This window comes from Gynuella sunshinyii YC6258 (genome assembly GCF_000940805.1).
GTDB lineage: Bacteria > Pseudomonadota > Gammaproteobacteria > Pseudomonadales > Natronospirillaceae > Gynuella > Gynuella sunshinyii.
This window is the reverse complement of record NZ_CP007142.1, coordinates 2,700,629-2,720,113: the sequence shown is the minus strand read 5'-3', so window position 1 is coordinate 2,720,113 and position 19,485 is coordinate 2,700,629. Positions and strand designations below refer to the sequence as shown.

The following is a 19,485-nucleotide window of genomic DNA, read 5'->3' as shown; positions in this document are numbered from 1 at the left end:
TACATTCCGGACGTCCATTCACCTATTTGATAAGGAGGCCCCATGTTACTGTGTTCGCTTCCCAGAGTTTATCTGGGCACAACACAAGTTCTCTCTGGAGCTAGCCACCAGTCCTCTTTCGCCTCACGGCGCTGAGCCTGTCGGACTGGTATACACAGCTATCCATTTTGCCTGTCCGGTCGGGCCGGTGCTTGTTTATTCATTAAGCACAGGACTGAACCATGGCAACTTTATTACATACTCATAATCTATCTTGCTCCATTGGCGGCAGGATGCTGTTCGAATCCCTTAATCTGAATATCCATTCCGGAGACAAAATAGGTCTGGTTGGCCACAATGGCTGCGGTAAAAGTACTTTATTTGCACTGCTGTACGGCACACAGGAACCAGACAGCGGCGAGGTCATCCGTGCCCGTGGCGTGAAGATTTCCTGGGTGGAACAGTTTGTTCCAGAACAGCTTCTCGAAATGACACTGCTGGACTCCATTCTCCAGAGCCTTGAGCCCGAAAAACAGCTGTATGAAAAATACCGGGTCGAAACACTGTTGAGCAACCTGGGATTTCAACCGTCGCAATGTACGTCTCTGGTCAAAACACTTAGTGGCGGCCAGAAAAATCTGGTTTTGTTCGCTCGCGCCATCATCAATGAGCCTGAGCTGTTACTTATGGATGAGCCAGGCAACCATATGGACGTTTTGGCTCTGGCCAACCTGACAGGTTTTCTGCAAACCCAGCAACATATCAGCTTCATCATGGTGTCCCACGATCGACAACTACTCAACGACTGTTGCAACAAAACGATCTTTTTAAGGGATGGACGCAGCTACTCGTTTGATCTGCCTTTTTCCCACGCCAAAGAAAAACTGCAACAAGCCGATGTGGTCGCCCGACAAAAACGTGAGAGCGAAGAGCGGGAAATCAAACGTATCAAAATCAGCGCCAATCGACTGGCACGCTGGGGGCGGGATTATGATAACGAAGACCTCTCCCGTAAAGCGAAGACCATGGAGCGACGCGTCGAACGCCTGCAAGAGAACCTGACTGCCGTCAGTCAAGGCAGTGGGTTGACGTTGAAGCTCGACAGTCAACAGCTACAGGCAAAAACCATGTTGATTCTGGAACAGATGAACATACGTCACTCAATCGACCAGCCGCCCTTGGTTCACTGTGAGTATCTGACTATACGACCTGGAGACCGCATTGCTCTGCTCGGAAGGAATGGCGTCGGAAAATCGTCAACTCTCAATGCCTGGATGACCCAATACCGTGAACCTGCCAATGACACGATACGTTTCAACCCTGGTACCGCCGTTTTCTATTATGATCAGGAGTTAAACAATTTCCAGCTACCCGAGAGCCGGTTTGAATGGTTGCGTCAACGAGCCCCAGGTACAGATGAACAGATCAGACAAACACTGATTTCTGCAGGTATCCCTTATCAACACCTCAACCAGCGATGCGTTCAGCTCAGCGGCGGTGAACAGGCGAGAATGATGTTCATGCTCATGCAGTTGCAACAGCCCAACTTCATCATTCTGGATGAGCCCACTAACCATATTGACCTGGATGGCAGAGAACAACTGGAACAACAGCTTGTGGATTCTGGTGCAACATTACTGCTCACCAGTCATGATCGCTTGTTTCTGGAAGCAGTGGCCAACCGTTACTGGCTGATAGAGAACGGAATATTACGGGAAATTCATGACCCTGAGATCTTCTACCAAGGTCTGCAGCAAACACATCACGAGCCTTTTAGCAGACACTCCAAGATAATTGATGAGCCAAAGGACGAAGAGAATATGCTGATGGAAATTGAACAATTGGAAACGTTACTCAAGGAGGATAAACAGCGAAAGCCCCGATTCCAAAAACCGGAAAAGCAACAGCAGTGGCAAAGCCGGATAGCGGAACTCTGGCAACAGCTGGAGCGTTGAATCGTTACCAACGTTGCAATTAAACCGGTATAGATGTTCGCCGGATTAATAATGCAGCGTTAAACATCTGCTCCCGACGAGTTGGCCACAGGTTTTGTCCTGACTTTCTCGTCGATATCATCCAGAACGACTTAACTTACCCTGTTCAGCCATTTAATGGCTGAACCGGTTGATATTTTCCGGTAAGCGAATATGTGGATTGGCGCTTTTAAGCGCTTCATACAACCGTTTGCGGGAGTACCCGTAAGTCATACAGACCTGATACCGTTGGTTATTATTCAGTACCATTACAATGGTTGCATTAGGCTCATGGCCATATCCCAGATTATGTTCAATCCGATTGATCTCTCTGGGATGGACGCGAAAACACCACTCTGAATACAAGGGATGGTGACAATAAAACTCAGAGTCTGTGACGTATATTTCGAACTTTGCCGGACTGACCATCAACCAGACAAACAATCCCAGCAGGATCACCGCAATGGCCGCCAGCACATGTTTCGTTATCAGATACATTTCCAGAAACTGACTTTGGCTCTCAGCAATATATCCAAGAGCCCCCAAAAAAACCGGCATTAAGAGGAGAATTATGGCAACAGTCAGAGCATTGCGCCTGCGCGTTCTCTGATAGTGAAACAGCATCATTTTTTGTACTTCATCGCACACTATATTCCACGAAAACTGAAAGCGCCTCCCAGCAATACAGTTAACAGGATAGATATCACAAAACCAAAATAAAACAGCGGTTTCCATATCCCGGTATCGGTAGGCCGGAACACAGCCATCACAACGTTTAAATAGGCCCCAATGGAATAACAGATATTGGCACTCAATCCATAACTGATAACCATTATCCAAATCGTAACCTTAGAAACCGTTATAGCCGGCAACAGTAACGACAACATCATAATCCCGATGAGGGCATTCACCAGGTTGTACAATAACCGTTTTTTCTCTCAATAAACGACTATCTGGCGAACTGAAACTGATTTCTCCATGCCTGCTACATCTGAGACAAGGGCCTCGTAAAGGTTAGGATGATACATGGTCAAACCACTTATTCATTATAGACAATATTCTGCAGCATGGCTTTCCGAAGATGAACAACAACTTCATATCTTTCCTGTAATTGGTGGAGGCAGCGTGAAATATCTGCTGTTTGAGCCGTTCTGTCAAAAAAAGAATCCAATAGTTGCAGATATGCTATTCAGTTGAGCCGCACCGTCTCAATAACAAACCGTCCACTCGGGCACCAGGAACATGTATGCCGGGTTTGCAGAACCGTCCAGACGCAGCGCCAGGCAGTTCAACGAGGGACCGGAAATACGAAGTCCGCCTCAAACTCATGATCAGGTTCATACAAGTGTAAGTCGCGTTCAATGAAATATCTGTCAGATAAACTCAGTTGGCTTGATAATTTATATGGGTGACTGCGGCTATAAGGAAGAGGAAACTTGGAAAGTGCATCAGGAAGCACCTGATGCACAATGGCGGACAAAGATTGAGCTATATGACAAACAAATCCATAAACTCGTTGACCGCTGTCTGACTCAGCGCTTTACTGTCTTTACACAGATCAAAGATTTGATTCACGCGCGACACCGGAAAGCGGGTAGCCAGATTACGTTTGAACTTGGTCTCCAGAACGGGAATTCCTTCTGCCCGACGTCTTCTGTGTCCAATCGGATATTCGACTTCCACTTTTTCAGTACAGCTGCCATCTTTAAAAAATACCTGAATGGCATTAGCGATACTGCGTTTGTCCGGATCGTGATATTCGCGGCTATAACGTTCGTCTTCGACGATTTCCATTTTCTCACGCAATGTATCAATGATTGGATGGCTGTTATGGAACTCATCTTCATAATGCTCGGCAACCAGATCTCCAAAGGCCAGCGGCACCGCCGTCATATACTGAATACAGTGATCACGATCTGCCGGGTTCGACAGTGGACCCACTTTGGAGATAATCCGGATCGCCGACTCATGTGTGGTAATCACGATTTTTTCGATATCATCAAGCCGGTTTTTAACCTGGGGATGCAGAGTCACTGCAGCTTCACAGGCCGTTTGTGAATGAAACTCGGCCGGGAACGAAATCTTAAACAACACATTTTCCATCACATAAGTATCGTAAGACCTCTGCATTGAAAAACGACGTTCATTCTCCGGTTTCAACTGCTGATCCTTATTCGTCTTGCTGAACAATATGTCGTAGAAACCCCACTGTGGAGCCGACAATACACCCGGGATACCCATTTCACCACGCATGGCAATATCCACCAACCGCACAGCTCTGGATGTTGCATCTCCGGCAGCCCAGCTTTTACGTGACCCCGCATTAGGCGCATGACGATAAGTTCTCAGACTCTGACCATCAACCCATGCGTGACTCAGCGCACTGAGCAGTTGCTCACGACTGGCACCATGCATTTTAGCAATGACGGCCGTCGATGCGACTTTCACCAGAACGACATGATCCAGTCCCACCCGATTAAAGGAATTATCCAATGCCAGTACCCCCTGGATTTCATGAGCCATAATCATGGCCTCCAGTACCTGTTGCATTTTTAGAGGTGCTTTTCCCTGGCTGATATATTTTTGCGAAAGGTAATCAGCAACCGCTAAAATTCCCCCAAGATTGTCTGATGGGTGACCCCACTCTGCCGCCAACCAGGTGTCGTTATAGTCCAGCCAACGAATGATACAGCCGATGTCCCAGGCCGCTTTGACCGGATCCAACCGTAACTGGGTACCTGGTACGCGTGCACCGTTAGGTACAATTGTCCCCTCCACTATCGGCCCGAGATGCTTAGTGCACTCCGGAAATCGTAGGGCCAGCAGACCACACCCAAGGGTATCCATCAAACAGTTACGGGCAGTGTCCATGGCTTCTGCACTTTGTATACTAAAGTTCAGGACATAATCCGCGATATCCTGCAACTCCTGATCATAATCAGGGCGGTTGTTTAAATCGACGTTGGCACTCATTCGGCTATTTCCTAGTCACGTTCTTCAATGGGTTGATAAGTCTGTAAATTCGGGCCGGTATATTCTGCGCTGGGTCGGATAATCCGGTTATTGGCACGCTGCTCTTTCACATGAGCCGTCCACCCCGTCACCCTGCTCATCACAAAGATAGGAGTAAACAGCGGTGTCGGAATTCCCATGAAGTGATAGGCCGATGCATGGAAAAAGTCCGCATTACAGAATAATTTTTTCTCTCTCCACATCACTTCTTCGCAGCGCTGTGAAATTTCAAATAACGAACGATCACCATACTCATCAGCCAGTTTATCTGACCATTTTTTGATGACCGCATTCCGAGGATCGGATTCACGATAGACCGCATGACCAAAACCCATAATCTTTTCTTTTCGGGCGAGCATCCCCATCAGGCTTTGCTCGGCGTCATCAGGATCACGGAATTTTTCGATCATGGCCATCGCCGCTTCATTGGCACCACCATGCAGAGGCCCCCGCAGAGTGCCGATTGCCGCTGTCACGCAGGAATGAATATCACTAAGTGTGGATGCGCAAACCCGGGCCGCAAACGTGGAGGCATTGAATTCATGCTCAGCATAAAGAATTAATGACGCATGCATGGCCTTGGCAAACAACGGATTAACCGACTTTCCGGTAAGCATGGCAAGAAAATGGGCGCCAATCGAAGATTCATCGGAATCTGTTTCAATTCTGCGACCATGGTAACAGAACTGATACCAGTAACAGATAATACCCGGCAACGCTGCCACCATGCGCTCAATATGATCATCCTGTTCGGAAAATGATGCTTCTTCTTCCAGATTTCCCAATACCGAAACACCGGTTCTCATTACATCCATGGGGTGGGAGTTGGTTGGAATTTTTTCAAGCACTTCTTTCAGCTCGACCGGTAAGCACCGTTTGCTTTTAAGTCTGGATAGGTAGTTGTCATACTCAGATCTGTTAGGTAATTTGCCGTACTGCAATAAATACGCAACTTCTTCAAATTCAGCATGATCTGCAAGGTCAGAAATATCGTAACCGCGATAAGTCAGCCCACTGCCTTCCTGACCGACCGTACACAATGCAGTTTCACCGGCAACCTGTCCACGTAGACCGGCACCTCCTATTTTTTTATCAACCATCGTTGCACTCCTGTTTGATCAGTGTTGCTGGCAATCGTTCTGACCAGCCTTGATTGTTATTGTTTAAACAACTCATCCAACTTATTTTCGTAATCATGATAATTTAGAAATTCGTACAACTCAGACCGGGTTTGCATATCCGCAACCACGTCTTTCTGATCCCCATTCGTCAGCAGACATTGATACACTTTCAATGCCGCAGCATTCATGGCTCTGAAAGCGCTTAAGGGATAAAGCGCCATGGCCACTCCGGCCCGGTGTAATTCTGTCAGGGTAAACAAAGGGGTTTGGCCAAATTCAGTCATATTGGCCAACACCGGTACCGACAATGCTTCTGAAAATGCCTGATAGTCCTCGAGTGAATGAACAGCCTCTGCAAATATGCCATCGGCTCCGGCCTCCACACAGGCTGTGGCTCTTTCGATTGCTGCTTCGAGACCTTCCTGAGCAAACGCGTCGGTCCGGGCAATAATGAAAAAACCAGCATCGGTTCTGGCGTCGGTGGCAGCCTTGATCCGATCGACCATTTCTGCTTTGGAAACGATTTGCTTATTAGGCCTGTGACCACATCGTTTTTGCTGTACCTGATCTTCGAGATGAACCGCCGCCACGCCCGCACGAATCATTTCTTTAACGGTCCGGGCGATGTTGAATGCTCCACCCCACCCGGTATCAATATCAACCAGCAGCGGAGTCTCTGTGATTGCAGTAATTCGGCGGGCATCCTCCAACACATTTTCCAGGCTGGTCATACCCAGATCCGGTAATCCATATGAGGCATTTGCGACACCAGCACCGGACAGATAAATTGCCTGGTGTCCCACTTTTTCGGCCATCAAAGCTGTGTACGCATTGATGGTACCGACGATCTGTAAGGGCTGATTGTGTTCGAGTGCGGCTCTGAACCTTGATCCTGCTGATTTCATACCTGATCCTCCACCTGAATGAGATGAGCACTCTGACGTGCCCGCGAAATGTGTCTTTGCATCAACATGGCAGCCAGTTCGCCATCACGTTGACTGAGTGCTTCATAGATACGCCAGTGTTCCTGTAACGCTTTGGCTGGTGTATTACGTACTAATATACCGCTGTGTCGAATCATCCGAACCAGCTGATAAAGTTCATTGCATAAAAGGTTCACCAGCATCTGGTTACGACTGCCCTGAATAATGCAGTAATGAAAATCCAGGTCATCCTGTTGCAACAAATAACGACTGCCGGACTGGTCCTGAATATATTGTTCATGCTGATGTAACAGCTGCTTCAGTTCATCCAGCTCGGTCTGTGTCATTTCCACAGCTGCCAGACGGCACGCCAAAGCTTCCAGGTTTTCACGAATCAAATAGATTTCCTGAACTTCCCGGGCAGTCAGGTTTACAACCTGGGCCCCGACATGTGGCACTTTGACAACCAGCTTTAAACTTTCAAGGCGATTCAGGGCTTCACGCAGCGGAGCCCGGGAAATACCGTATTCCTGACTCAAATCGGCTTCCCGAAGCTTGGTCCCGGCTTTGATCTCACCCCTGACGATTGCTTCCTGCAATTGCACAAATACCTGACTGGCTCTCGATCCTACGTTTTCTTCAATATGCTGCGACATTAAATTGTCTACAATTTATGAAATCGACAGCTAAAATATCGACTAATACATGAAAAAACAACCTCAATTGTCTACAACTTTGGTTTTATAGTGCTTGATATAGATTTTTGAGTACCCGCCAGAAAGAAGACAGTCAAGCGCAGTGCGATTGGCTGAACGAAGTCTTTGAAAGGAGGAATTAAGAACTGAAAAAAGTTCTACAAGATCAAAATAGAGCTGTCATCATACAGCTCTATTTAAGTCGGCAGGTTTAACAGTAGAGTGATCAGAGTATTAATCAAACACCTGTGGATTCAGGCAATCCGGTGGCATTTCCCCCTTCAACGCAGCAATCAGGTTAGTTGCGGCCTTAACGGCCATGGCATTCCTCGTAGCATAAGTGGCTGAACCAATATGGGTTGTTAATACCGTATTTTCGAGTAATTCCAGTCCCTCAACCATATCCGGCTCAAATTCATAGACATCCAATCCCGCCCCGGCAATCTGCTTGCTTTTGAGAGCCTGAACCAGCGCCGCTTCATCAACCACAGGTCCTCTTGCGGTATTGATGAGATAGGCTGTCGGCTTCATCAACGCCAACTCACGCGCACCAATCAGATGATATGTCTGAGCATTGAGAGCAACACTCAGACTGACAAAGTCGGATGATTGCAATAGTGTATCCATGTCCACAAAGCGGGCATTGAGCTTTGCGTCCAGCTCAGAATTGTTACGGCGCCCGCTGTATAATATCTGCATATCAAAACCACGGGATTTCATGGCGATTGATGTGCCAATCCGGCCGGCACCAATGATACCGAGGGTTTTACCAGTAATATCACCGCCAAGAAATTCCTGTGGCTCCCACCCTGTCCATTGGCGCGTACGCATAATACGATCCGATTCTACAACTCTGCGCGCGACTGCCATCAACAAAGCCCAGGCCATTTCGGCAGTAGAATCATTAAGGACATCGGGAGTATTGGTACACAATACCCGGCGCTGAGTGGCAGCAGCAACATCCATATTGTCAAACCCAACGGCATAGTTGGAAAAGCATCGGATTCCCGGATTTAAATCCATCAGCTCCGCATCAATTTTGTCCGTTCCAGAAGTCAGCACTCCATCAACACCTTTTATACCGTCCAGTAGTTCCTGGCGCGTCAGTTTTCGGGGCTGCTGATTAGAACGTACGTGGAAATGTTGTGATAGCAGATCAATTCCCACCTGAGGAATACAACGGGTGACATAAACATTTTTCATAGTCAACTTGTCCATGCTGATAATTCACCCGGACCATGTTAAACCTTATCCAACAGATGTTCCAAATGATCGATATAGCTTTGTGGAGGAGCAAGATTCTGTGGCCAGATATGAAACCCGCGAAACCAGATCGCTTTCATCCCGCAGTCCATCGCTCCCTGATAGTCATTGATGGGATGATCGCCCACATATATCGCATCAGTTGCCTGACATTGAAGAACAGACAGCGCCGCTAAAAAAATCCCAGAGTCAGGCTTACTCATACCAGCCGCTTCTGAAGTCAGTATCACATCGAAATACTGCTCAATTTTCAATGCGCAGATTTTTGCCTGCTGAATACTCTGAGCACCATTGGTAACGATACCAAGGGTATATTGCCAATGTTTAAGTTTGTTGAGAACGTGATACAGGCCGGGCATCATGACCGGATGAGCAGGCACCCAGGAAAGCCAGTGCTCCAGGAGATCATTGGCATCCGGCCTTGTACGCCAGATATCGAGCATCGCCAGTGTGAACGAACGCTCCCTGTGCCCGGAGTACCCACCTTCATCAAGAGTGACTATTTTGTCCGCCAGCCATATAGGATCGAGACCGGTAATTAGCTGATGAGCGTAATCAGAAAAAAAGACTCTGGTATAATTTCGAATCGTCTGTTCGCGATGAGTAAGCGTATTATCCAGATCAAACAATATAGTTTTCATACAAAACGGTCATTTGGATAAACCCCCTTTAGTGCCATTTTTTTAGCCGGATATGATCAGAATCCTGAGCATTGCAGCATCCCTTTGAAATCTCTGCCAGTTAGTTTACAACAATGCGTTGAAATGAATATCAGTCACTGACAGTCAGTTCCAGAGCCTCCGAACCAGAGGTCGATGACTCAATATCAACCGGTAAAATAATGGTTACACAGGTGCCATGACCAATGTTTGGTTCTATTTTGATACTGCCCTTGAGCACTCCATGTACCCACTGATGAATCAGATACAAACCTAAACCAGTGTGCCCATGGCCCCGCCCGGAAGTGACAAACGGATCAAATATTCTTGTGCGAATCTCTGGGTCAATACCTTTGCCGTTATCGACAACATGGAGACATACCTGTCGACCCTGGTGGACCAAAGATGCGGAAACAGAAACAATGCCGCTCTCTCTGTCGGAAAAACCATGATAAATAGCGTTATCGATCAGGTTCTGGAGCACTTGCGATATTATACCGGGAAAACTGTTGAGCTGCAGTGTATCCGGTAGATCAACAGTTATCTTTATTCGCCCGTCTTTGAGCCTTGGCTCAACGGTATGAATCAAATCGCGAATACACTCAATCAAGTTGAACTTAACCAGAATCTCCTGATTACGATCTACTGCAAGGCGTTTGAAGCTGCTGATCAATTCACCGGCACGACGCAGGTTTTTTTCAGCCAATTGAAGGCCCTGTTCCAGGTTTTCAATAAAAGCCTCCATCTGCCGCTGAGTTAATCCCTCCAAAATATTTTGTTTCAATTCATTCAACTGTGACTGCAATGCCGAAACCGCAATCAATGCTCCTCCATTGGGGGTATTCAGTTCATGAGCAACTCCGGCAACGATCAGTCCTAGAGCAGAGAGTTTGCGTGCTTCCACCAGTTCATCCTGAAGAATACCGAGACGCTCATGAGACTGCTTGATTTTTTCCAATGCTTTTTGCAGTTCTTCTTTTTCATTCTGCAATGCCTGGGTATAAAATTGGCGATCCATCTCTGCAACAGTCAACGATCGTATAATCATAAAACCGACCAGATACACAAGCAGACAACCGGCAATGAATGGAATGGAAACCGCACGATTGACTGATGCCAAGACACCCTGATCGGTTACTGCAGCAATAATTATCCGGTTAAGATCTGAAACCACCAGACCATCATTCGTGTCAAGCGACAGGAACATATAGCTGACCAAGGAATTATCGGCTGTTATTCCTGTTGAGCTGTATGACTGCATCATGTGATGCCATACCCCCGGCCTGAGAGTTCTGACATTGTTATCCGGATGGCCTAACTGAAAACCCCATTCCAGCTCTGGATTATCTGCCAACAACCAATATCCATCGGAATTTAGTACCTCAAGATGCTGCCTATCATTCCCCATTGTTCGTAAATCGGAAAACAAGTCCGTTAATTGAAAGTTCATTACCAATACACCGTCTTGTAAACCTTCACTGTTCTGCGTCAAAATAGTCGCTCGAATGGTGGGTTCATAAGGGTACACAATTGTCCCCCCTTCAATATTCAGATCTATCGGCGAGATATAAACAGAATCACCAGCAACAATGGCTTTCTGGAAATAATACCGATCGCTTTTGTTCTGCAGATCTTCTTCATGAACGACACTCGCTTCCTGCCCAACCAGGTTAACGCGCACCCGTTCATTACCTTTCATATCAATCCATCTTACCTGGGAAACATTGTTTGAGGACTCAGCAAAATAAATAAAAAACTGCTGTAGCAATGCAGTATCAATCTCTCTGTCTAATGCAAGCCCGGCTCGTATTTCAGAGCTGTTTTTCAACAACAGGATCAGATTACGGATATAACCTATTTCACGATTCATCATGGAAATCGACCGAGACACGGATCTCACCTGAGCCTCTTCAATCGGTGAAATCTTAAATCTGATAAACTCGGTCATTCCCAAAACACCAACAAGAATCGTCAAGACCAACAACAAAACCAACCGCGGTACCATATTCTTAAATACGATGGCATGTTGCTCTTTTGCTCGCGAGGTCGTCATATCATTATTCCTTCCACAGAAATATGTGCCGAACAAAGCCAGCCAAGGTTCATGAGGATTAAAATGATAGAATGATGCTCTTTCCTATCCTTCAGACGACTGCGACTGAACTACCGGAAGTTAGAATGCCTTATCAAATATCAGCCTAGCATACATCCTGAAAAGACAGCTGATATTTTCCTTCAGCCGGTTATTTGGCATGAACGGAAGAAAATAAAACGGCTTCGTCCAATGTTAGCGGTTTGGCAAAAAGGTATCCCTGACCATACTGACATCCCTTTTGCAGCAATTGCTGTTTCTGCTCTTCCGTTTCAACACCTTCAGCAATGACTTTAAAACCCAGCTGATTTCCCAGATCCAAAATCATATCAATGACGTAATTGTGTTCATGTGATGTATTCAGACGAGTAACAAACGTTCGATCTATTTTTAGAGTGGTGGCCTTTAAATCGGTGATATGAGCAAGTGAAGAATATCCGGTACCAAAATCATCGATACTGACATCCATCCCTAGCGCCATAATGCCTTCAAGGGCACCGGATATTCTCTGATATTCTGGTGCTGCCTGAGACTCAGTCACTTCAAGCTCCAGGTATCTTGGATCGACATCATACTCACGAATTATCTGAGTTAAATTCATAATATAACTCGAATTCATGAGTTCCGAAGAGCACGCGTTAAATGATACTGGTGCATAAATATCATGGGCATTCAGATATTTTACCGCTTCACAGGTTAGTCGCAAAACCTGGTTATCCAGCTTACCAATCAAACCAGATGCTTCTGCAAGTGGGATGAAATCACCAGGGGCAACTACTGAACCGTCAGTTTTACGCCATCTGACCAACGACTCAAAACCAACCAAACGATCATCTGTAAGTCTTACTTTAGGTTGTAACAAAATAAAAAACTGCTGTTGCAGAAATGCCTTTCTTAAATCATCAAGCATGGAATGTCGATATACCACCTGCTTTTCGAGGTCAGCATTATTCTCAATATAATGAACACCTTTTAATCGCGACAAGCCAACCAGACTCTCTGCTCTGCGGATAATCTGTTCCGATGAAAAGTACCCTTTGGTTTCCATCATATTGATCTTTGAAACGGTGATGGAAACCGCATGCTCAGTTCCTGCGATGGTCAATGGGCATGAGAAGAGGTTATCAAAAAACGCCCAGTCAACATGGGATGCGCTATCTACCAGGACACCGATAGCACTGATCCCTACCCTGGCAATATTGGCACTGCCCGGAACATTTGAAAGCAGTTTCTCGCTAACGCATTTCATGAGTTGGTCACAAAATACATTGCCAAATGTAATACTGATTTCTGCAAAGTCATCCACATCTACAACAAATAATTCTGCTTGATATGTTTGGTTGACATTCAATCGAGCGATCTCTTTCGCCAACCAGCTCCGGTTTGGCATTTTCAGAACTGAATCCTCGTAAGCAACCCTTAACAACTGACCGTACAAAGAAATATTATCGAGACCCACACTGACGTTTTCAAAAAATATCTGCAACAGATGTATATCCAGTTTTGACAATGGTTTTTCATTCTTCAGAATGACAATGTACTCGGCTAATTCAACATTGTAACGAATATACAGAATGGAATAACCCGGAATAAAAACGTGATGCTTGGAATTCAAAACCTGTTTACAGGCTTTAAGCAACAAATCATGTTTTATCTGACCGAGGTTTTTATTTTTTATATCTTCAAACTTACCCGTCACCACCATAACATTTGCTTGCTGAATATTCGGAGTACTTTCATCGACAGCACAAATCAAACTGCTGTCGATATTAAAGATATTACCCACCTGAGCCAGGATAGTCTGAAGATACTCGTTAACGTCACGTGTGCCGTTCAGTTGTCTGCTGGCATTGATGACCTGTTGCAGGCCGGTAGTGGATTTTCTGATTTCTGTCAGATAGTTCCAGGTGCGGATGTTACTGGTAATGATGGTAAGCAAATGATCATTGGTCAGTTCTGATTTACACCAGTAATCATCAATATCATACCGACTCATGATGTCTTTCTGCGGTGCCATGCCAGGCTGACCTGTCAACAAAATAATTCTGACATCACTATTGGCAAAAAGCTCGCGAACCGTTTTCACCAGAGTCAGACCGGATTCGTCATGCTCCATAACGACATCCAGCAATATCACTGCTATATCCGGATTTCGGGAAATAATACGAGTGGCTTCCGTGGTTGATCGGGCGGTCAGTAAGCTGATCACCTTACGCTGAACCTTCATGGATCGTAACGCGAAGACCAGAGATGCCTGATAGACTGCGTCATCCTCTACAGTCAATACTTTCCAACCAGGGTCCTCAGAAGGTCTGCTATTATCATCACTGGAAGCAAATTCAAACTTTCTTTCCAAGTTTGTCATATCATGGCTCCGAATACTTCAAACATTGTCAACAACCAATGCAACCGACCTGGGCCTTATACCATAATTGCAGACGCATCATGCCTAACCAAACCCACACAAAATATCATTCACGAAACTGAAATTAAGTAACCGGTGAACTGAATACAATCAGTTGGTTATTCTATAATTCATAGCAGAAGGACAGTTCCGGTCAACTCATCCTTTTTTCCTACTACTGGGAGAAAAACCTTATTATTCATAGACTTGAGTCGCTGACAGAGCATATGTAAAAACGCCAGTCTGAATCATGGCATTCATCAGTTTGTCATACGAATATGAAAATATGATCTATATGATTAGATTAATATACTTACTTTTATTATCTCTTTTACTGTCTGTCAGTGCATTCGGCACAACAATAAAAATAGCAACTGCTTATCCTGAAGGTACTGAAGTTGTAAAAAGCCTGAGAGCGCTGGATGCTGAGTTACGTCAGCAGACGGATAATAGAATTAAGCTGAAAATTTATCCGGCTGGAGTCATGGGGTCTGATGAAGCGATCAGACGTAAGATGATGATCGGCCAGTTGGACGCAACTGTTTCTCAAAGCAGTGCCTGGACCAAAGAGTTTCCAGGGTTACGTGTTTATGGTTTGCCTTTTTTCTTCGATAATTTTGACCAGGTTCTGAAAGCACGCACTGACTTTGATGCGGATATTTTAAGGCTTGCCGAAGATAGCCGCTTTAAAGCAATAGGATTGATTGATGGTGGCATGGCCTACGCGATGACTCAAGAGCCTGTTGTCAATCTGGATCAACTACAACGACAGAAACTGTGGCTACCTGCAGATCCGGCGTTGTTGTATTACGCCAGCGAATTTAATCTCAAGGCTATAGATCTGAATCTTTCCGAAATAACGACCTCACTACAGACTGGTTCAATTGATGGTCTGATAGCACCACCAGCGGCGGTAATTACCTTGCAATGGCATCATAGCCTGAAGTATCTCACCAATGTTCCGGTGGTTTATTCGTTCGGGGTATTCGTCATTAGTCAACGATCTCTGGAAAGCCTGAGCGAGCAAGACCGAACCGTGATGATGAACCTGACAAAAGCATCACTGAGTACGCTGGACAACATCATGGTTCGCCAAAATAGCCAGGCATTGGCTGCTTTAGACAAATTGGGAATCACTATCCTCGAACCTACTGACAGCGAAGTTCAAACACTGAAAGCTCAGGCAAAGATCATATGGAAACGGGTTATCGAACAAGGTCTGATTCCTGAGAAACTATTTACCAACCTGCGCACTATGACTCATGGCGATTGATCCCGGTTACCAATCGTCAGTTGAAGTATTTTTTCTGGTCAAACAACTTCACCCACTCGGGTCTGAACACGATCATCCCGGTTATAAAAATACCATTCAGAATGGCTTCAGGCAGCGCAATTAACGGGACGTATATCCAGAACTGACTAACGATATGCTCAAGATCATAAACACCAGCCCCCAAAAAAATGGCAGTCATTAATATTCCTGAAGCAACCACGGAGACAATCGCCCCCAGAAAAGCAACCAGAAAAATAAATGCAAACGGGCTGTTCAACCGGCTTTTTCGCTGGATTCTCCAGAGGCTATAAGTACAAAGAATGGGTACCACCCCACTGACAAAACCGTTAATGCCAATACCCTGCCATGACTCCTTACCAATCCATACCATCCCGACCATAGCTAATGCCACCGCGTACATTGCCAATTGCCAGCCAAAGACCAGATGAAGCGTAGTGACCAGAAAAAAATGAATGCCCAGTCCTGTAGAAACACCTGCCCGCATAGACCAGATAAGGACAAGAATCACCAATGACAGACCAAACCGATGCTGCAACTCCCTATCAACCCGTAGAACATTCCATTCGAGGAAGTTTGTCGCTAACAGCAGCAACAATGCAAAAGCAATATCAAATGACCAATACCAGATGGGTGGAAACAGATCAGCGGTTATGTTCACAATGAAACTCTATCCCAGGTGTATTAATTAGAAAAAACTGTTTTAAAGTTTTTCACACCATATAGCAAATAAAAAAGCCCGACAATGTCGGGCTTTTTGGATACTACTGATCAAGGATCAAGCTGGATATTAACCCTGACCTTTGATTTCTTTCAGACCATTGTAAACGGCTTTGTCACCCAATGCTTCTTCAATTCTGAGCAGTTGGTTGTACTTGGCAACACGGTCAGAACGACACAGAGAACCAGTTTTAATCTGACCGGCAGCAGTACCCACTGCCAAGTCAGCAATGGTCGCATCCTCTGTTTCACCGGAACGGTGAGAAATAACAGCAGTATAGCCGGCATCTTTAGCCATTTTGATGGCTGCCAGAGTTTCTGACAAAGAACCAATCTGATTGAATTTAATCAGAATGGAGTTGGCGATGCCTTTTTCGATACCTTCTTTCAGGATCTTGGTGTTGGTGACAAACAGGTCATCACCGACCAGCTGGATTTTGTCGCCCAGTACTTTGGTCTGGTATGCAAATCCATCCCAGTCAGACTCATCCTGACCGTCTTCGATAGATACAATCGGGTATTCTTCACAAAGCTTAGCCAGGTAATCACTGAACTCATTGGAAGTGAAGACTTTACCTTCACCTTTCATATTGTATTTGCCATCTTCATAAAATTCAGAAGAGGCACAGTCCATCGCCAGAGTGATATCAGTACCCAGCTTGTAGCCCGCAGCTTCAACAGCTTCTTTGATGGCCGCCAGTGCAGCAGCATTGCTTTCCAGGTTAGGCGCAAAACCACCTTCATCACCTACAGCAGTACTAAGGCCCTTGGCACTCAGAACTTTCTTCAGTGAATGGAATACTTCTGCACCCATTCTCAATGCTTCTTTGAATGACGGTGCACCAACGGGCTGGATCATGAACTCCTGAATGTCGACATTGTTGTCAGCATGCTCACCACCGTTCAGGATGTTCATCATGGGAACCGGCAGGCTGTATACTCCAGGAGTACCATTCAGGTCTGCGATGTGTTCGTACAGAGCGACGCCTTTGGCTTGAGCAGCGGCTTTGGCATTGGCCAGAGATACGGCCAGGATGGCGTTGGCACCGAACTTGGATTTATTCTCAGTACCATCCAGGTCGATCATGATCTGGTCAAGAGTCGCCTGATCTTCAGCATCTTTACCCAGTAAAGCTTCTTTGATAGGACCGTTAACGGCACCAACCGCAGTTAGCACCCCTTTACCCAGATACCGACTCTTGTCACCATCACGCAGTTCAAGCGCTTCACGAGAACCTGTAGATGCTCCAGATGGTGCACAGGCAGAACCTATATGTCCGGATTCCAGGATAACATCGGCCTCGACGGTGGGGTTACCACGGCTATCAAGTACTTCACGAGCTTTAATATCGACGATTTTTGTCATTGCTGACTCTCCAGTGTTTGGTAATAGGGTGTATCACCCTATTAAATAGAAATTCGATGACGAGAAGATTGCTTCGAATCAAACATGAGTAATTTTCTTACAAAAATAACCCAAAAACCAGCCATCCTCTCTACCCTCAGCCATTGAAGCTGTAAAAAAACTACAAAATGGGCAAATCAGTTCTGAAAATCCCGGGCCGCACCAATAAATCCACTGAACAATCCGTGCCCATCCCGTGGAGTGGAAGTAAACTCCGGATGAAACTGACATGCAACATACCAAGGATGCTGATCTTTAGGCAGCTCGACCATTTCAACCAGTGCACCATCCACAGATCGCCCTGATATCACCAGACCAGCATCTGCCATTTGTTCAACATAATGATTGTTGACTTCGTAACGATGACGATGACGCTCATAAATCACCGGCTTACCATAGCATTCCCGAGCGATGGAATCTTCTTTCAGCTCACACGCCTGGCTGCCAAGACGCATCGTACCGCCCAAATCTGACTTGTCGTCACGTTCAACTTTTTTACCGTCTGCTTCAATCCACTCAGTAATCAAGCCAATAACCGGATGACGGCATTGCCTGTCAAATTCAGTACTGTTTGCGCCTTCCAGCCGGGCAACATTGCGGGCGAATTCAATAAACGCAACCTGCATACCCAGACAAATACCCAGATAAGGGATTTTATGTTCTCTGGCATAACGGGCTGTCATAATCTTGCCTTCAACGCCACGATGACCAAACCCCCCCGGAACCAGAATAGCACTGACACCAGTCAACAGCTCAACACCTTCTTTCTCAATACGCTCGGAATCGATATACCGAATCTTCACTTTAGTGCGGCTGCGAATGCCGGCATGGTCGATAGCTTCGATCAGGGATTTATAGGCATCCAGCAGTTCCATATATTTGCCTACCATGGCAATGGTGATTTCTTTGTCCGGATTCAGTTTGCGGTCAGCAACATCATTCCATTCGCTCAAATCTGCTTCAGCACACTCAAGACCAAGCTTTTCGACCACAAATGCATCAAGCCCAGTAGCATTCAACATGGCTGGAATTCTATAAATGGTATCTGCATCAGGTAAGGGAATAACGGCCCGTTCTTCAACATTAGTAAACAAGGCAATTTTTCGCAATGAAGACTTATCGAGCGGTTGTTCAGAACGACAGATCAGAATATCCGGCTGCAAACCGATGGTCCGCATTTCTTTTACCGAATGCTGGGTAGGCTTGGTTTTCATCTCGCCGGCAGTAGCAATATAAGGCACCAGAGTCAAATGCATAGTCAGTGCACGGGAACTCCCCAGCTCAACCCTTAATTGACGAACAGCTTCAAGAAATGGCAACGATTCAATGTCCCCTACTGTGCCACCAATTTCCACCAGTGCCACATCCGCATTGCCGGCTCCTTCAATAACACGACGCTTGATTTCGTCGGTAATATGCGGAATAACCTGGACAGTTCCCCCCAGATAATCACCACGACGCTCTTTACGCAGTACATCCTGATAAATACGACCGGTAGTGAAATTGTTACGACGGGTCATGGTCGTACGAACAAAACGCTCATAGTGCCCAAGATCAAGATCTGTCTCCGCACCGTCCTCGGTCACAAAGACCTCACCATGCTGGAACGGACTCATAGTGCCCGGATCAACATTAATATAGGGATCAAGTTTGAGTAGAGTAACCTTAAGACCTCTGGCTTCCAGAATGGCAGCCAGGGAAGCTGATGCAATGCCTTTACCCAGTGAAGAAACAACGCCACCGGTAACAAATATATAACGAGTCATAATGATCCCATCTGAAATTGGACCTCACAGTATCAAATCCAAACACCAATAAATAAAAAACTCCCCTTCGTCCTCGATTGATTTAGACGCGGGTAGTGGAATGAAGTTGATTGTGTGAGTGCTGTTTAAGACGGGACGCCAGTCTATCAGAGGCGACTTGCCGCCTCAATGAGATTCTTTCT

The 19,485-nt window shown here is 45.9% G+C and carries 15 protein-coding genes; 3 read left to right on the top strand and 12 right to left on the bottom strand.

Annotated elements, in window-relative coordinates; genetic code table 11:
- Positions 1-221 precede the first annotated feature (221 nt).
- Positions 222-1,934 (top strand): ABC-F family ATP-binding cassette domain-containing protein, encoded by a 1,713-nt coding sequence (locus tag YC6258_RS11915; RefSeq protein WP_044617193.1) that lies wholly within the window; start codon positions 222-224, stop codon positions 1,932-1,934.
- A gap of 153 nt (positions 1,935-2,087) precedes the next feature.
- Here the strand turns inward: YC6258_RS11915 and YC6258_RS11910 are convergent, their stop codons facing one another.
- Positions 2,088-2,450, bottom strand: a complete 363-nt coding sequence (locus YC6258_RS11910; protein WP_144407622.1) for a hypothetical protein — start codon at positions 2,448-2,450, stop codon at positions 2,088-2,090.
- A gap of 528 nt (positions 2,451-2,978) precedes the next feature.
- Here YC6258_RS11910 and YC6258_RS30245 point away from each other — a divergent pair.
- Positions 2,979-3,149, top strand: coding sequence for a hypothetical protein (locus YC6258_RS30245; RefSeq protein ID WP_169748960.1), 171 nt, complete (start codon positions 2,979-2,981; stop codon positions 3,147-3,149).
- 291 nt (positions 3,150-3,440) lie between these two features.
- On the opposite strand, the gene prpD is transcribed toward YC6258_RS30245, so the two are convergent.
- From prpD to YC6258_RS11865, 8 genes are all read right to left on the bottom strand, one after another.
- A complete protein-coding gene (gene prpD, locus YC6258_RS11900) occupies positions 3,441-4,925 on the bottom strand; it encodes a 2-methylcitrate dehydratase (protein ID WP_044617190.1) in 1,485 nt (494 codons plus the stop codon).
- A gap of 11 nt (positions 4,926-4,936) precedes the next feature.
- On the bottom strand, positions 4,937-6,064 hold the full coding sequence (prpC, locus tag YC6258_RS11895; RefSeq protein WP_044617189.1) for a bifunctional 2-methylcitrate synthase/citrate synthase: 1,128 nt from the start codon (positions 6,062-6,064) through the stop codon (positions 4,937-4,939).
- Between the two features lie 56 nt (positions 6,065-6,120).
- Positions 6,121-6,990: a methylisocitrate lyase gene (gene prpB, locus YC6258_RS11890; RefSeq protein WP_044617188.1), complete on the bottom strand. Its 870-nt coding sequence runs from the start codon at positions 6,988-6,990 to the stop codon at positions 6,121-6,123.
- Positions 6,987-7,664, bottom strand: coding sequence for a GntR family transcriptional regulator (locus YC6258_RS11885; protein ID WP_044617187.1), 678 nt, complete (start codon positions 7,662-7,664; stop codon positions 6,987-6,989). Before YC6258_RS11885 ends, prpB begins: the two co-directional genes overlap by 4 nt.
- A 273-nt stretch (positions 7,665-7,937) precedes the next feature.
- Positions 7,938-8,906, bottom strand: a complete 969-nt coding sequence (locus YC6258_RS11880) for a 2-hydroxyacid dehydrogenase (protein WP_044617186.1) — start codon at positions 8,904-8,906, stop codon at positions 7,938-7,940.
- 38 nt (positions 8,907-8,944) lie between these two features.
- Positions 8,945-9,607, bottom strand: coding sequence for an HAD family hydrolase (locus YC6258_RS11875; protein WP_044617185.1), 663 nt, complete (start codon positions 9,605-9,607; stop codon positions 8,945-8,947).
- Between the two features lie 130 nt (positions 9,608-9,737).
- Positions 9,738-11,678, bottom strand: a complete 1,941-nt coding sequence (locus YC6258_RS11870; RefSeq protein ID WP_044617184.1) for a sensor histidine kinase — start codon at positions 11,676-11,678, stop codon at positions 9,738-9,740.
- Between the two features lie 190 nt (positions 11,679-11,868).
- On the bottom strand, positions 11,869-14,082 hold the full coding sequence (locus YC6258_RS11865; protein ID WP_044617183.1) for a GGDEF/EAL domain-containing response regulator: 2,214 nt from the start codon (positions 14,080-14,082) through the stop codon (positions 11,869-11,871).
- A 334-nt stretch (positions 14,083-14,416) separates the two neighbouring features.
- Here YC6258_RS11865 and dctP point away from each other — a divergent pair, with 334 nt between their 5' ends.
- Positions 14,417-15,394 (top strand): TRAP transporter substrate-binding protein DctP, encoded by a 978-nt coding sequence (gene dctP / locus YC6258_RS11860; protein ID WP_169748959.1) that lies wholly within the window; start codon positions 14,417-14,419, stop codon positions 15,392-15,394.
- 16 nt (positions 15,395-15,410) lie between these two features.
- Here the strand turns inward: dctP and YC6258_RS11855 are convergent, their stop codons facing one another.
- The 3 genes from YC6258_RS11855 to YC6258_RS11845 form a co-directional block, all read right to left on the bottom strand.
- The gene (locus YC6258_RS11855; RefSeq protein ID WP_044617182.1) at positions 15,411-16,073 is read right to left on the bottom strand and encodes an energy-coupling factor ABC transporter permease; all 663 of its coding nucleotides are present in this window, start codon (positions 16,071-16,073) and stop codon (positions 15,411-15,413) included.
- Positions 16,074-16,202: 129 nt separating this feature from the next.
- A complete protein-coding gene (eno, locus tag YC6258_RS11850) occupies positions 16,203-17,498 on the bottom strand; it encodes a phosphopyruvate hydratase (protein ID WP_044617181.1) in 1,296 nt (431 codons plus the stop codon).
- Between the two features lie 176 nt (positions 17,499-17,674).
- On the bottom strand, positions 17,675-19,303 hold the full coding sequence (locus YC6258_RS11845) for a CTP synthase (RefSeq protein ID WP_044617180.1): 1,629 nt from the start codon (positions 19,301-19,303) through the stop codon (positions 17,675-17,677).
- Between the last annotated feature and the right edge of the window lie 182 nt (positions 19,304-19,485).